Origin of the sequence: Microcoleus sp. AR_TQ3_B6 (assembly GCF_036702785.1) — a bacterium.
In the GTDB taxonomy this organism is placed as follows: Bacteria; Cyanobacteriota; Cyanobacteriia; order Cyanobacteriales; family Microcoleaceae; genus Microcoleus.
Genome location: NZ_JAUBVJ010000010.1, coordinates 99,898 through 115,428 on the forward strand (window position 1 = coordinate 99,898; position 15,531 = coordinate 115,428).

Annotated in this window: 13 protein-coding genes and 1 pseudogene; 9 read left to right on the forward strand and 5 right to left on the reverse strand. The window is 45.3% G+C overall.

The annotated features are described in order from the left end of the window. Positions 1-476: 476 nt before the first annotated feature. A complete protein-coding gene (locus QUB56_RS07775) occupies positions 477-1,760 on the reverse strand; it encodes a PilT/PilU family type 4a pilus ATPase (RefSeq protein WP_332954515.1) in 1,284 nt (427 codons plus the stop codon). Between the two features lie 279 nt (positions 1,761-2,039). On the opposite strand from QUB56_RS07775, the gene QUB56_RS07780 reads away from it, so the two are divergent. From QUB56_RS07780 to QUB56_RS07810, 7 genes are all read left to right on the forward strand, one after another. Next, complete coding sequence (locus QUB56_RS07780) at positions 2,040-3,209, forward strand: DUF58 domain-containing protein (RefSeq protein ID WP_332954516.1); 1,170 nt, start codon at positions 2,040-2,042, stop codon at positions 3,207-3,209. Positions 3,210-3,542: 333 nt separating this feature from the next. Next, positions 3,543-3,764: a carbohydrate porin gene (locus QUB56_RS07785; RefSeq protein ID WP_332954517.1), complete on the forward strand. Its 222-nt coding sequence runs from the start codon at positions 3,543-3,545 to the stop codon at positions 3,762-3,764. A gap of 157 nt (positions 3,765-3,921) precedes the next feature. Further along, positions 3,922-5,106: a pyridoxal phosphate-dependent aminotransferase gene (locus QUB56_RS07790; RefSeq protein WP_332954518.1), complete on the forward strand. Its 1,185-nt coding sequence runs from the start codon at positions 3,922-3,924 to the stop codon at positions 5,104-5,106. Between the two features lie 176 nt (positions 5,107-5,282). Then, entirely contained in the window at positions 5,283-6,158 is an 876-nt protein-coding gene (locus tag QUB56_RS07795) for a dihydrodipicolinate synthase family protein (protein ID WP_332954519.1), read from the forward strand. Positions 6,159-6,181: 23 nt separating this feature from the next. Next, entirely contained in the window at positions 6,182-7,237 is a 1,056-nt protein-coding gene (locus QUB56_RS07800) for a 2-ketoarginine methyltransferase (protein WP_332954520.1), read from the forward strand. A 22-nt stretch (positions 7,238-7,259) separates the two neighbouring features. Further along, positions 7,260-8,477 (forward strand): LeuA family protein, encoded by a 1,218-nt coding sequence (locus tag QUB56_RS07805; protein WP_332954521.1) that lies wholly within the window; start codon positions 7,260-7,262, stop codon positions 8,475-8,477. A 72-nt stretch (positions 8,478-8,549) separates the two neighbouring features. Then, positions 8,550-10,256: an aconitase/3-isopropylmalate dehydratase large subunit family protein gene (locus QUB56_RS07810; RefSeq protein ID WP_332954522.1), complete on the forward strand. Its 1,707-nt coding sequence runs from the start codon at positions 8,550-8,552 to the stop codon at positions 10,254-10,256. Between the two features lie 111 nt (positions 10,257-10,367). On the opposite strand, the gene gntT is transcribed toward QUB56_RS07810, so the two are convergent. After that, positions 10,368-11,735 carry a guanitoxin biosynthesis MATE family efflux transporter GntT gene (gene gntT, locus QUB56_RS07815; protein WP_332954523.1) on the reverse strand — a complete coding sequence of 456 codons (1,368 nt, stop codon included), beginning with the start codon at positions 11,733-11,735 and terminating at the stop codon, positions 10,368-10,370. Between the two features lie 146 nt (positions 11,736-11,881). Between gntT and QUB56_RS37150 the strand changes: the two are divergent. Next, positions 11,882-11,932 (forward strand): annotated as a pseudogene (locus tag QUB56_RS37150) (hypothetical protein); the annotation flags it as partial. 61 nt (positions 11,933-11,993) lie between these two features. Continuing rightward, complete coding sequence (locus tag QUB56_RS07820; protein ID WP_332954524.1) at positions 11,994-12,551, forward strand: IS1 family transposase; 558 nt, start codon at positions 11,994-11,996, stop codon at positions 12,549-12,551. A gap of 49 nt (positions 12,552-12,600) precedes the next feature. Here QUB56_RS07820 and minE read toward each other — a convergent pair whose 3' ends face one another. The 3 genes from minE to minC all read right to left on the reverse strand — a co-directional run bounded on the left by minE (position 12,601) and on the right by minC (position 15,404). Further along, the gene (gene minE / locus QUB56_RS07825; protein ID WP_332954526.1) at positions 12,601-12,972 is read right to left on the reverse strand and encodes a cell division topological specificity factor MinE; all 372 of its coding nucleotides are present in this window, start codon (positions 12,970-12,972) and stop codon (positions 12,601-12,603) included. Positions 12,973-13,478: 506 nt separating this feature from the next. Next, positions 13,479-14,285 carry a septum site-determining protein MinD gene (minD, locus tag QUB56_RS07830; protein WP_332954527.1) on the reverse strand — a complete coding sequence of 269 codons (807 nt, stop codon included), beginning with the start codon at positions 14,283-14,285 and terminating at the stop codon, positions 13,479-13,481. A 318-nt stretch (positions 14,286-14,603) separates the two neighbouring features. Beyond that, positions 14,604-15,404 (reverse strand): septum site-determining protein MinC, encoded by an 801-nt coding sequence (gene minC / locus QUB56_RS07835; RefSeq protein ID WP_332954528.1) that lies wholly within the window; start codon positions 15,402-15,404, stop codon positions 14,604-14,606. Positions 15,405-15,531 lie beyond the last annotated feature (127 nt).

The window sequence follows — 15,531 nt, forward strand, 5'->3', positions numbered from 1 at the left end:
AGGATTGTTTAGACTGAAAGCCACTTAATCGAAAAGACAGGCGATCGGCTCTGCTACTAATTGCTTGTTGTATTAAGCCTACTTGTACTTTTATTATTAAGCGCTTTTTTAACCTGCTTACTTTTGCGACCGGCAAAGGCGGAACCTTTTCTGTCCTAAATTGGTCACTCTAACTATAAACTTAAGTTGCTGACTGTGGGCCATACTCAGAACATATCTTTACTATTGCCTTGTAATCACCTGTGAGTTTTCACACTCTTTTACAGTTAATTTAAAGTAGCGTCTGCCTTTAAAAAACTTAACAATCTACTTGACATTTATTAGATAATTTACCTGATTAATCTGTATAATTTGATACAAACATAACTTGGATTTTAAGTAAAAATACGCAGAACAGCTCCCAATATTTCGGTCTGCTGAAAAGATTGCTAATTGATGGGTGGGGTAGTGCTGTGGCTACCCCTGGATGTGTGCTGCTAACGGGCGCGAACGGTGCGTTCTTTTTTGCTGCCTTCAAAGTCGCGAGCCGAGGACGAAGCATCATAGCCTCCGGTACGCAAGCGACGGTCTAAATCGCTGGCTTCGGGAGAAGTTTTTGCCGCTTCTTCGAGGGCGACTCTGCCTTCAAGCACCAGTTTGTAAAGACCCTGGTTGATAATCTGCATTCCTTCGTAGGTGTCAGTTTCCATTAACCGGAAAGCTTCATCATCAGCACCTTTCATCAAGTAATCGTGCATGGCAGGTGTATTCACCAAAATATCGTGAACTGCTACACGACGGTTGTCAACTGTTGGGAGCAAAAGTTGGGCAATTACAGCTACTAAAGTATCGCAAATTTGAATCCGCATCGCGTGTTGTTCCTCCGGGGGGTAGAGGTTCAACAATCGGTTAATAGCGTTAATGGCGCTGCGAGTGTGGAGAGTTCCCAATACTAAGTGACCGGTTTGAGCTGCTTGCAACGCTGTATTGATGGTAACGCGGTCGCGCATTTCCCCGATCAAAATTACATCTGGATCTTCCCGCAAAACTGCCCGCAAAGCCTGCTGGAACTCGTGGGTATGCAAGCCGACTTCCCGCTGGCTGATTAAGCATTTTTTAGAAGGGTGAATGAATTCGATCGGGTCTTCAATTGTAACTACGTGCTTTTGCTCCATCTGATTGAGGTGGTCGATCATCGCAGCTACTGTTGTTGATTTTCCCGAACCGGTAGGCCCGGTAACCAATATTAATCCCTGCGATCGCAAAATGATATTTTTGAGAACTTCTGGCAACCTTAAGGAATCGATAGTAGGTATTTCCAAACTGATCAACCGCAATACTAGGGCACCGCCGCTGAGGGACTCAAAACAGTTTAGCCGACACCGCACGAAGCCCGGGTAAAAAATTGCTGAATCTAATTCTTTGTTAGTTGCAAACTGTTTTCGCTGTTCGGGGGTGAGAATTTCGGCTAGGTAATGTTCAAAAATTTCTGGCGTTACTTTGGGGTGGTTAGTTGCTACTTGCATCGCGCCCCGAATCCGAAATCGAGGTACTTGACCGACTCGAATGTGAATGTCGGAAGCTCCTGCAACATGGGCATCTCTGACCATTTGTTCGATCGTGCTCAGGGGTGTCTCGACAGGCCGCTGCTGGGCTGGGGGGGGCGGACTCGGCGCGGGTGCATGAGCCGCGGGTGTTGCAGCCAAGGGCGGGGGCGGGGGCGGCGAGCGGCGGGCTTGAGCGTCTGGTTGAAGCGGTGTAGGATTGTTTAATGGGCTCATTTTTTTGTCTCCAGTCAATCGATTTTTGATTTTTGATTTTTGATTTTTGATTTACTCCACAGATTAATCTGGGAGCTTGAACTAAGTTCTAAAATTGGGGTATCTCCACAAAGCGAGTGTTGGGGCTTGTATCCGTTTTTGGGCGCGGTCAATGTATTAATTGCGAAAAAATGCCCAATTTCTAATCTAATCACTCTCGGCTAATTCGGTGCTAAATGCTGAGAATATTTTACAATTAGGCTTGATAGGGCGATCGAGTAATTAACAATTTCAACTCCTATGAACATCGGTCACAAAATTGCAGACTGGCTCGAAAATCGCGCTGTCGCCCCCGCCTACGCGGGTTGGCTGCTCTCGGGGATGACGGTTTTCTTTTTTGGGTCTGCGACTAATACAATGTCTGGGTGGCTGTACGCGCTCAGCGGTGGGAGTTTGGCGCTGTTGGGAGTAGCGGCGGTTTTGCCGGGAAAATCGCTCCGTTTCTTGGAAGTCCGTCGCCGGACGATCGAACCGGTGAGTGCGGGCGATCGCATCACGGTCGAATTAGAAATCGAAAATCGCGCCCGCGAACCTAAGACTTTGTTGCAAGTGGTAGACATCTTGCCGTTTGTATTGGGAGAACCGATCGTCCGCCCGATCGAAGTCATAGACCCTAACAGTATATACAGGGATACATACTATCTAGAAGTCAGGCAGCGCGGCGTCTATCGCTGGCAAGAGGTAAACTTGAGGACGGCGGCGCCTTTAGGGTTGTTTTGGTGCCGGCGCAGCCGCCGAGTCAAAGCTGTGGCGGTTGTCTATCCACAGGTTTTGCCGTTGAGCACTTGCCCGATTATCGATCGCATCGGTCAAGAAGACAGCCCGCAATTTTACAATCGCAGCCGATCGCAAACTGCTACCGAAGGCCTCACCCGCAACCTGAGACCTTACCGCCACGGAGACCCCACCCGCCTGATTCACTGGCGCACCAGCGCCCGCTACGGAGAACTGCGGGTCAGAGAGTTAGAAGTTGCAGCCGGCGGTCAAGAAATTATTATTGCTCTCGACAGCAGTGCGGCGTGGCAGCCAGAAGAATTTGAACGAGCCGTGACAGTAGCTGCGTCTCTTTACTTTTATGCTAGCAAGCGGCTGTTAAACGTCAAACTTTGGACGGCCGGGACTGGACTCGTCTCGGGAAACCGGGTAGTTTTGGAAACTTTAGCGGCGGTTAATGCTGGGGAAGATGGGGTTGAGAATCGGCCGAAACTGCCGATAATTTGGCTGACTCAAAACTCTGCAACTTTAAGCACTCTTTCCCTAGGCAGCCGCTGGGTACTCTGGCCGTTGGCAACTGCTGAAACAGGCGAAAAAATGTTAGTCAAACATGAGTTACCCGGTTTAGAAATTCGCTCCGGCAGACCTTTAGAACTCCAGTTACAGGATCCTCTGGAAAGAGCGATTAGTTATTAAGATAGTCCGGGACGCAAAATCGTCTGGAAAGAGCGATTAGTTATGAAGATTAACTTCATGAGTTTTCAGGTAAGCAGGGTAAAGGCATCTTGTCAATAACGAGGGGTTTTAGCACTGCTGACCCGGCTTTATTGTTGTTTATTGAGAAGGGTTTTTCCACCTGTAGCGCTTTTGTCTCTACTCAAACGCTATATATGCGAATTTAGAAATTAGATGCGTTTACCCTGTTCAGGTAAGTAGGTCGGGGGGAAATTTTACAAGTATGTAACAAATTATTAAGTAGGGTGAAGTGAACCGCATTGTAGTAGTAGAATTTTGAGGATTTAACCCAAGTTGGCGGGTACTAGCAATGCAGGGCTAGCTGAAGCGATTGGTTTGCCACCCGGTCAGAGAAGCGATCGGGATGTGGGGTATCATATAGAAGCATTTTACACCTACCGTGTAAATGACAATATCGCTGTTACTCCCTGTCTGATTTTGTTGACTGCCGCCAATCAAAACGAACGCAATCCAGATGTCGTTCTTGGGGTAGTTCGGACTAGCTTTAATTTTTAGGGTCGCGCTAGGGTTTCAATTCATAGACAAAGCAGCAGATTCCTGACTAATTCTCGCTCAAACTATTACCACGAGTGATTGATTGTTGCTCAGGTAGGCTAGCCTCAAGACGATCGTCGGTTAAATCTAATACTCTAATAAATTAAGACAAAAAACAATGCTAAAGTTTGAAGATCTAACTCAACATGAAGTTGAGGCACTTAAGCAAAAGTATAACTATGCTGATGCTCATACTCATCAATCACAATCTAAGTCCCAACTAGAGATTATTAAAAGGTTGCCTGAGTTATGGCTTGAATCTGAAAAAACTAAGCAAGAAACTTTAGAAAAAAAGTTTATAGAAAATTTTTATAAAATAAGGGGATTGGAAACAGCATTAGAAGGCAACAATGTTATGCTTTATTATGCTGCCTCAATCGCCACCATTCACATAGCAAACTACCTTTTGAAAAAACGCTTGAGCGTTAGTTTACTTGAGCCTTGTTTTGACAATCTATATGAAATATTAATGCACATGGAAATTCCTCTTTCTCCTTTGAAAGAGGACTTATTACACGATGATGATAAGATTTATGAAAATCTCAAAACTCATGTGAAAAGTGATGCAATATTTCTTGTAGACCCCAATAACCCAACAGGTTTCACTCTGCTCGGCAAAAAAAACAAAAAGGCTTTTGAAAAGGTTGTTCAGTTTTGTAAAGACTATGACAAAATACTGATTATAGATTATTGCTTTGCCAATTTTTTGATGAACGATGAGGAAATTGAACTCTATGATACCTATAAGGTATTAAAGGAATCGGGAATTAAATATATGGCTATTGAAGACACAGGGAAAACCTGGCCTATTCAGGATGCCAAAATAGCGATGCTGAAAGTCAGCGATCATCTCTATGAAGAGATGTACAGCATTTATACAGCATATATTCTTAATGTATCTCCTTTCATTCTCAACTTCCTTACAGAATACCTACTAGATGCACAAAAATGCCAGTTTGCTTCCACCCGAAATATTTTAAATACAAACCGTCAAATTTTATCAAAAAGTTTTCAGGATAGTATCTTGACACCGCTCAAACCAAAGAGTAAAGTAAGTGTAGCTTGGTGTGAAATTAGGGAACCTCATCTTAAGGCAACTGAATTGCAAAGAATTTTATATGAAGAGGGGGTCTACGTTTTACCGGGAACCTACTTTTTCTGGCACAATCCTAACCTAGGAGAGAAATACATCAGAATAGCTCTAGCGCGAGATCCCGAGAATTTTGCTGAGGGGATGTCCTTAATTAAAGACGTACTGGAAAGGCTGGATAAAAACTTATACAATCCACTAGCGGCAGGATAACATCTTTTACCCCGCAGGGGTTAAACGGGAGCTTCTTAACGGAAGGAAGATTTTTATTTCACCCCCGCAGGAGTTAAACGCTAGCTTCTTAACGGAAGGAAGATTTCTAGAGCGCTCAAACTCATTGCTCAAAACACACTGAGATACCACGTAACGCAATGGAATGGAAAGGCGTAATGCCAGCTATTACTACTGGCTTTGAAAAAGATTTAACTATCGCTTGCGAACATATAGCTAAGCACGTTAGTTGGCTAGTGGATAATGGATGCACGGGTATTGTAGCTAATGGTACACTTGGCGAAGCAACTTCTTTAAGTTTTGAAGAAAAAATACAGCTTCTCCAAACTTGCATAAAAGCAGTAGGCTGGCGCGTACCTGTGGTGGCTGGTGTAGGTGCTATGACTACAGCCGCCTCTGTCGCTTTAGCAGAAAAAGCAGCATCCGTAGGCTGTAGCGGTTTAATGATTTTACCTCCCTATCTATATAGTACCGACTGGCGCGAGATGAAAGCGCACGTTGCTGCTGTAATTGAAGCTACAAACCTTCCCTGTATGCTATATAATGATCCCTCTGCCTACGGGACTGATTTTTTGCCAGAACAGATTGCCGAACTTGCTGAGGAACATCCCAATCTTCGTGCTGTTAAGGAAGCAACGACTGATGTGCGTCGAATCACGGCTATTCGTGCGTTAATGGGAGATCGGCTGTCTATTGCTGTTGGTATGGATGATGTTTTGGTGGAAGGGATAACAGCAGGAGCAACCTGTTGGGTAGCAGGAACTGCCAATGCTTTGCCACAAGAATGCGTTGCTCTTTTTAACCATGCCATACAAGGGGACTACGATAAAGCTTTTCATCTTTACAAATGGATTATGCCCTTAATGCGGCTCAATGCTGTACCTAAGTTTGTGCAGATGACTAAGCTGATGCAGTCGGTTGTTGGTTGGGGAAATAGCACCGTGCGTCCCCCACGATTAGAACTGGAAGGAACTGAACTTCAGACAGCCCTCAACATCATTAAAACAGTTTTGTCACAGCGGACAAAGCTCTAAAAATACAGTAATGAATTCGTCAAATGACAAAAAGAGACATAGAAATAATGATAGAAGGAAATTTAGAATATCAACTGATTGAGGCATTAGAGCCTATCAGACATCATGTTTTAGCAACGGGGATATATCACCTTTTTAACGAAGGTATTTACGATAAATTGTTGGAGTCAGACCATTCTATTGAATCTTTAGCCAAAGCGCTTCATTTTGATGAAACTAAACTTCTGGGTTTTCTAAGGTATTTGGCTAATGAGGGGATTGTTGAATTCATTGATGAAAAAGTGCGACTGACTAAGAAAAGCAAACAAATCAATGAATTTCGTGGTTGGTATACCCTGATGATAGGGGGATATGGTCATACTTACCTTCAAATAGGTGAAAAACTCAAAGAAGGTAGTGGTTGGGCAGAGCGAGATAGCGGGCAGGTTGGGGTTGGTAGCTGTCAAATGAGCAAGTTCGATGCCATACCTCTGACTCGTTCCTTGATGGCAGAAATACCAAAAGAGTGTAAATATTTGCTAGATGTTGGATGTGGGGAAGGACTATATCTTGTTGAATTTTGTAGAGCCTTCCCTAATTTGAAGGCATGGGGAGTGGAGCCAAGCAAGGGAGGATACCAGGCAGCCGTTGAATTAGTTCGCCGCAGTGGTTTAGAGGAGCGGATTGTCCTGACCAATGCCTCAGCTTTAGAACTCTTAGAATCTCCTTTCAAGCATGAGCCAGACTTTTTGATCGTTGGTTATGTATTGCAGGAGGTTCTCGGTCAGGACGGAGAGTCAGGAGTAAGCAAATTTTTGACGGGGATTTTGGAGCGGTTTCCTGATATTTACATTATCGTTATCGAGATAGAAGACCAAATTACTAACAAGAAAATAATGGGACATAGTATGTCTCTGGCCTTTTACAACCCTTACTACTTATTGCACTACTTTACTAATCAAAGACTGGAGAAACTCGAATTCTGGGAAAGACTATTTGAGAAGTGCCAGCTTGAGGTTAAAGCTAAGAAGTTTGCCGATATTAATGTAGACTCCACTGACTTAACCGTTGGATATCTTTTGCATCGAAAACAAAGTTGAGTGTGATTGTGGGCGTTTAATTATGCAACCTTTAGACTTGATATACGACTGGAATCAGCCGTTAGGAAAGAATCTAAAATCGGTTAAGCTGTGCGATGAAACTTTACGGGACGGCTTGGAGGGTGGTGTCAACCATATCCCTTCTCTGGAGGAAAAACTCAACTTGCTGACTCTGGCAAACGCCCTGGAAATCAGTGATGCAGTTGTTGGGTTTCCTGCCCAAGAGACAGCTTACGAGGAAGCCCTTAGCTTGTGTAAAGGGGCACAAGCAAGGGCTTTGGATATGCGCTTTGCACTATTAGGGCGCATGATAGAAGCAGATATCCAAGCCATTGACCGCATTCAACAAACCAGCGGACACCCAGTGACAGCTCACTTGTTTATCGGTTGCTCTCCTATCCGTCGTTATGTGGAAAAGTGGGAAATAGATGAATTGGAACGCTTAACCCGTTTTGGCGTTGGTTTAGCAACTAAACTCGGGTTACATGTCAATTTTGCTACTGAAGATACTTCCAGATCAGAGCCAGAGGTAGTGGAATGCTTGTGCCTAGCTGCAATTGAGGAGGGAGCCGCCGAGATTACAATTAGCGATACAGTAGGCTACTTAACTCCAACGGGAACACAACGGCTGGTTCAGCATTTTCGACGTTTCGTAGATGAGCGGGGTTTTAAAGTGCGCCTAGATTTCCACGGTCACAATGACCGTGGTTTAGGGTTAGCAAATTCCTTAGCGGCTGTGAGTGCAGGGATTGATTGCATCCACAGTACCGTCTTTGGCATTGGGGAACGAGCTGGTAACGCACCTTTGGAGTTAGTAATGGTGAATTTAAAGATGCAAGGACTGTGGACTGGTGAAAACTTGGGGGCGTTAAGAGATTACTGTACAGAAGTTGCTAGAGTTTGCGAGCTAAAAATTCCAGATAAATATCCAATTTTTGGTGCGAATAGCTTCCTAACTCAGATGGGCGTGCATGCTTCTGCCATTCTCAAAGCAGAAGTCCAAGGGGAAGCAGACATAGCCGCCTCTGTTTACTCAGGGGTCGATCCGCGCTTAGTCGGCTTGGACTATGGCATTCAAGTAGGTCCGTACAGTGGCCGCTCAAATGTACGGCTTCTATTACGTCGCAAAGGGTTAGAAGTAGCCGACGAAATAATAGACCAAATTTTGGTAAAAGCTCGAACTGAAAAACGGATTCTACCTAATGAAGAAGTTTATGCTATGGCTGGGGCGGAAGTTTAATAAACAGTTCAGAGTTATTGATAACTAGATCCTTGGATAGTACAGTCATTTCAAAAGGAAGAAAAGTATATTATGAGTCAATCTGAAAAAGTATTGATGCTTGGCGATCACATTAATACGGATGATATTATTGCGGTCAAGCATTTAACTAATCCCGATCCAGACTATTTAAAACGCTACGGTTTTGAATATCTGATTGGAGAAGGGAAACTGCTCGAATACGACATAATTGAGGCTGGAGAAAATTTTGGCTGTGGCTCGGGCCGGGAAGAAGCCCCAATTGTGATTAAAGCAGCAGGAATCAAAAAAGTTTGCGCTTTTTCTTTTGCCGAGATTTTCTATCGGAATAGTATTAATATTGGTTTGCCTCTAGAAATTATCGGACAATTCCAAACGCAATCATTGGTAGAAGCGATCGCTGCGGAAGGGGGCTTGACACCTTTTAATCAGAAGCGTCGTCGCCTTGAGGTATCAACTCCTAAAAGCCTAACTCAGCCTCGACCAATGACTATGGCGGAAAAAATCTTAGCGCGAGCTTCGGGTAATGCCTACGTTCAGCCAGGAGAGGTAGTATTTGCCAAGGTCGATCTGGCAATGTCTTATGATGCCGTAGTTGGAATTGTTGCACAGACTTTTCACCAGCATTTTGGAAAAGAGGCAAGGCTTTGGGATGCTAACAAAGTGGTTTTAGTAGCGGATCATCTGATCCAGATCAAGGAGATTAGAGAAGATAAGCACGCTGATATTTTATATCAGCAAATGTTAGAGTGGGCGCGTCAGCAAGGATGTCACTTATTTGATGTGGTTTCTCCAGGAGAAGCAGCCGGGATTTGCCATGTTTTACTACCAGAAAAGGGTTTTATCCGCCCAGGAACGGTTGTAGTCGGAACAGACTCTCATAGCTGTACATACGGAGCCTTTGGTTGCTTTGCTACAGGTGTAGGCTATACAGAGATGGCAAATATTTTTGCTATGGGCGATACCTGGCTGCGCGTTCCGGGAACCATACTTTTTAAATTATCAGGCACTCTCCCAAAACATATCAGTGCTAAAGATATTATCCTGTTTATTATCAGTAAAATTGGCTGCGATGGTGCTGTTAGCAAGGTGATAGAATTCCGGGGCAGCATTATCGATCAATTGCCAATCGATGAGCGGATGACTTTATCTAACATGGCAGTCGAGTGTGGAGCGATGAGTGGTTTGATTATCCCAGATAATGTTACCCTAGAGTACGTTCAAAGTCGCACTCATGAGGAATTTGAAGAAATTATCGGCGATCCAGATGCTGAATACGAAAAGGTCTATGAATTTGACCTTAGTAATTTGGAAGCCCAAGTTGCTTGTCCTCACACACTCGAACACATTGTGGGAATTAGTCAATTAGGGGAAGTTCTCATTACACGAGCTTTTATTGGTTCCTGCACAGGAGGAAAGCTGTTCGATTTAGCTCAGGCTGCGGAAGTTTTGCAAAGTCGTAAAATTGCTCCTGGAGTGAGTATGTTTGTCGTGCCCGCTTCTGTTGAGGTACGTCAAAAAGCACAAGAGTTGGGCTACCTAGATATTTTTGAAAAAGCCGGAGTACAGGTGCTTAAATCAGGCTGTGGAGCTTGTAGTAATACTGGAATTGGGGTTTTGGGCAAAGAAGAAACAGGAGTATATGCCACCAATCGTAACTTTAAAGGACGGAGTGGCGATCCGAGTGCAAATAACTATTTGGCTTCCCCACGAGTGGTAGCCATCTCGGCAATCCAAGGAAGGATCGCTGACCAACTATAAAGTCAATGTTTTGACTTTAGGAAATAGGGGAATCCTGAAAATTTAATGATGAGCAGTAATTGCTGCTCATCATTAAATTTCCCAAAAATTATTACTGTTTTAGCACTACTTTTATAGACTGTTTGGGCGATCGCTGATCGGTTCAATAGTCACAGGATAACTCCCAAATGTCCTGAGTAACTGTACGCCAAGCAACACAGTGATTGCTGCCATATATGACGCCAAAGCCAACCACAAGATATGGTTACTGTGCAAATACCAGGCAACAATAGCCATCGGCGCAAATCCTACTCCAAAGGCAGCTAAGGCAGAGTCACGCAAGACCTTACCTTCTGTTAAGCCGATGAAGTATCCCTCCAGCATTAAAGAAGTTGCACTAAAGCACAAAACAGGTATTAACCAGGTTACATAGCTATCAATTTGTTCCGTGATTTCAGCATGGTTAGTTAGCAGCCCAAATACAGTTTCAGGAAAGAAGACACAAACCAAAGCGATAGAAAGCGCAAGAAACAAACTGGTGACCGTAGCTAACCTAAGTAGGGACACTAACTGCTGGTAAGCTCCTTGACCTTTAAAGTTCCCGGCCAAGCTTGAAGTAGCGTATCCTACTCCTTGAATGACGAACAAGCTCAACTCTACTACCTGCATTAGCAAGCCGTTTTCAGCAAGGAACGTTGTCCCCAGTGCGGAACTTAGGCTGGTGAAGATGGCTAAGGTGGAAGATAGAGCAACATACCTGATAAATATATTTCCGTTGAGGATAAAGGCGGCTTTGAGTGCTGACCAGTCCAAAATCTTTTGGGTGGCGGTTAATAATTCTTGCCACTTAATGTTGAAGCATACCAGAATCAGACCCCCCAGCAATGATAGATACTGGCTGATAGCTGTAGCCAGTCCAGCTCCGGCACTTTCCCAACCCCACTGGATAATAAATAAGTACGCCAGCACAATATTAGCGCCGTTGCCAACGAAGGTTAACAGCAAAACAAAACCATTCATCTGTTGTCCCAGAAACCAACCAATTAGGACAAAGTTAAGCGCAACGGCGGGTGCTGCCCAGATGCGAAGGTTGAAATAGCTAATACCAGCATCTTTCACCTCTTTGCTGGCACTCAGAAGGGCAAATCCCATCTCTCCCAAGGGGTAGTGCAAAGTCAGGATGAGTGTGCCGAGCGCGAGCGCGATTAAGCCATTTCGCAATCCTCCCAGCAGCATTGCCTCTCGGTCATCTTCTCCAACAGCCTGAGCTGTCATTCCGTTAGTAGTCGATCGTAAACAGGCTAAAACTTGGTAGAGGTACTCAAACAGGATCGACGCTAGAATGACCCCAGCTAAGTGACGGATGTCGGGAAGGTGTCCCAAAAAGGCCGCTGCAATTAAACTTGCCAGGGGGATAGTGATGTTGGAGAGAATATTGGTAATCACCAATCGGGAAAAGCGAGGAAGGAAATCGTATTGCTTTGGAAGGGTTATGTTCATGAATTAATATCAGTAGCAAAGTACGGTGTTGCTGAAAGACTAATGGTTATGGTGGTAAAATAGGAATAAGTAGAGTGGACGGACGTTAATCGCGATGAAGTGTCCGGCGTTGCGACTCAAGGGAGCTCTATAAGAATGGTCATCGTACTGAGAGACAGTGCTACAAATGCAAGCAGTGCGGTCGCCAATTCCTCTAAAGCTATCGCGATTGGAAATATTCTGACGATGTTAAGCAACTGTGCGTGAAAATGTAGCTCAATGGTATGGGACTTCGGGGCACCCTTGCGAGTCACCGGAATCCACCACACTACGATCATCCACTGGATAAGGGAACCTGGTTGCCAAATCCCCGATCGGTCACTGTTCGAGGAAATCCCCGAAATTATAGACCTTGATGAACTCCAGACCTTCATTGGCAACAAGCGTAATCAACTTTGGATTTGGACAGCAGTTAATCACACGCAACCAGGAGTCTTAGCCTGGACAATCGGAGATCGTAGTGCAGAAACTTTTAAGCCTTTATGGCGGATTGTCAAGTCTTGGCACTGTTTCTTTTATGTTACTGACTGCTGGCGAGTATATCCAATTTTTATCGAAGATGCCGACCAGATTGTCAGTAAGACCTATATGACAAGGGTGGAAGGAGAAAAGACTAGACTAAGACATCCGGATAGCTCGACTACATCGCACAACAAAAGTGCTACTTCCAAGTCGGCCCTTGATGTTGAAGTGTTCCCTACGGTTATTGCTGCACTATCTGAAACATCAAACTATTCCTTTACCTGCTTAAATCATTACCCTTTCAGCAACGCCTAAATGACGAGCCGATCGAACTCTTTGCCTGACAATAAAAGCTCAATCCCTATCACTCTTGAGTGTCGGGCAGACTTTCGACTACATACTCCGGTACATATTCGGGTCGATTCTCGGGCTGATTCTGGGGCAAATTCTCGGGCAAATTCCTCGGTGGATGTTCGACCCTGACTCGCCGGATCGGGAGATTTGCAATCAGTGCTGTGGCCCGCTGGTCGCTCTCGAGCGAGAACTCAGACCCGGTGGTATCGATTTCCACGTAACGAGATACCACCTCTAGAATTTCTCGGCGCATCGACTCAACCATTTCTGGGCTGAGTTCTGAGCGATCGTGGGCTAGAACCAGTTTGAGGCGACGTTTTACCTCGTCGCGGCTGTTGTCAGGGGTGCGCGGGAAAAGTCGTTCGAGAAGTGTATGTATCATGGGTCGGGCGGGTTTGTCAAGGGTTAGGCATAGAAAAGGTCATAGCATTTTCGATTTTCGATTTTCGATTTTCGATTGGGGAATTACTTATTCCCTAAGGGTTTGGAATTGACATACAGTTTCATTTTTTTGGGGAAAGTGGTATCCCAGGAGGACAATCTCGGCTAGTTTCTGTGATGCAGTCCCTTTCGATTTTCGATTTTCGATTTTCGATTTTCCTTTGGGAATTACTTATTCCCTAAGGGTTTGGAGTTGACATACAGTTTCATTTTTTTGCGGAAGAGGTATCGCAGGAGGACAATCTCGGCTAGTTTCTGTGATGCAGTCGCTTTCGATTTTCGATTTTCGATTTTCGATTTTCGATTTTCGATTGGGAATTACTTATTCCCTAAGGGTTTGGAGTTGACATATTCATTTTTTTGGGGAAGTGGTATCACAGGAGGACAATCTCGGCTAGTTTCTGTGATGCAGTCCCTGCTGTTGAAGACCGATCGCCAATAAGCACATCACATAATTTTAGTGTTTAAGAACTTGCGGAGCCGAGTGAAGAAGTTTTCCCGACGGGGATTGAGATCTAGAAATTCAACTTTTTCGCCTTCTAAGCGGCGGGCAATATTGTCGAAGGCGGTTCCAGCTAAAGAAGCCGTTTCCGATAATACTAATGGTTCGCCTCGGTTGGTGGAAACGATGACGCGCTCGTCGTCGGGAACCACGCCTAACAGCGCAATGGCGAGGATTTCCCGCACGTCTTGCACCGACATCATATCATTTGCCAGCACCATTGCGGGCCTGATCCGGTTGACGATCAGGTTGATTTTTTTGACGTTGTTGGCTTCCAGCAGGCCGATGACTCGATCGGCATCGCGCACAGCAGCGATTTCGGGAGTTGTGACAATGATGCCTTCAGAGGCTGGGGCGATCGCATTTTGAAAACCTTGTTCAATTCCAGCAGGAGAGTCGATCAAAATATAGTCGTATTTTGCTGCCAACATCCCCACAAGCTGCTTCATTTGCTCGGCGCTGATGGCATCTTTCATCCGAGTTTGGGCAGCCGGCAACAGCACCAAACGCGGCTGCCGCTTGTCTTTCACCAAAGCTTGCTCTAACCGGCACTCTCCTGCGAGAACTTCTAATGCCGTGTAAACAATGCGATTTTCTAAGCCCAGCAGCAAGTCTAAATTTCTGAGGCCGAAATCGGCATCTATTACGGCAACGTTGCGTCCCCGCTTAGCTAACGCCATGCCGAGATTGGCTGTGGAGGTGGTTTTTCCTACCCCGCCTTTCCCTGATGTAACAACAATAATGCGAGCCATAAGCGATTTTAGATTTATTGGGAATTGGTGATTGGGGAAAAGGTAATTGGTAATTGGTAATTGGTAATTGGTAATGGATAATTTGTCTTTTTGTTGGTTGATAATTAGCAATTATTCTTGGGAAACTTGGCAGCCCTCTGTTATTCAGTAAATTAACTCAACACTCAAAACTCTCCTTGTTCTACTAATTCTCTCTGAATTTGCAGTTAATTTTAAAATGTCCTTTAGTGACTGATTTAGCCCAGACCAAAATTATCAACTGCAGGCTTAAAGAGAAATAGTATTAACAATTACCCATTACCAATGACTAATTACCGATTACTCATTACCCCCGACTAACTGCGATTTGTCAAAATCAGAGGCTCTACCGATCCGAATCCCTTGAGGCGTCACATAGGCGACTTCCGGGAAAAACTGAGCGGGTGAGGTTTCTGGGCCTCTGGCAACATACTTAGCAATCCTAATCACCATCGGTTCCATCTGCAAGGTCATAATCACGCTTTTGGTGTTGCCAGCGGCACCGGCGTGCACGACGCCCCGCAAACGGCCCCAAACTAGGATATCGCCTCCGGCGATGACTGAGCCACCGGGATTTACATCTCCCAAAAGTACGACGGTGCCAGGATGACGAATTTCTACGCCCGATCGCACTGTCATCTGCAAATATAAAGGTTCCGCCAGCGATTGCGGTTTTTCGGCAGTGGCTTTATTCAGGGAAGAAACCGGAGGCTGTTGTTCTACACAATAGCCTGCCGTAGCTGCGGCAACGGCGGTTTGGCGGCGGTTGGTGTAGACTCGTTTGAGTTGTAGTTCCACTTCCTCAAGGGCCTGCGCTATCTCTTGCAGTTGGCGGATATCTAAAAGTCGATCGTTCCCCATCAATTGTACTTCTGCGTTTGGCTGCCAAAAGCGTTCTCCTGCATTCAGCCTGACTTTTAGCTGCTGCCAAAGTTCAGTCCAAGTCGAAGCCGCGGCTGTGGCGGGTTCGCTGTTGGTTTCTGGGGGGAGTAGCAACAGTAGCTGTCCATCTTCTGTCTTGAGTCGGACTTGCAACTCTAAGCTGACTTCGGGTGTTGATTGAGGGGCGGCAGCGGCTCCGGCGGAGGCATCGGGTGTCATCAGAACTATGGGTTTGAAACCCCGTCCTTTTAGGACGGCTTTACATTGAATTGAATCCCCTCGCGGGGTGGAGGGGTATGGTTGCCCCGGAGCTGAGGTATGGTTGCCTCAATCTCTTTTCGGAGTA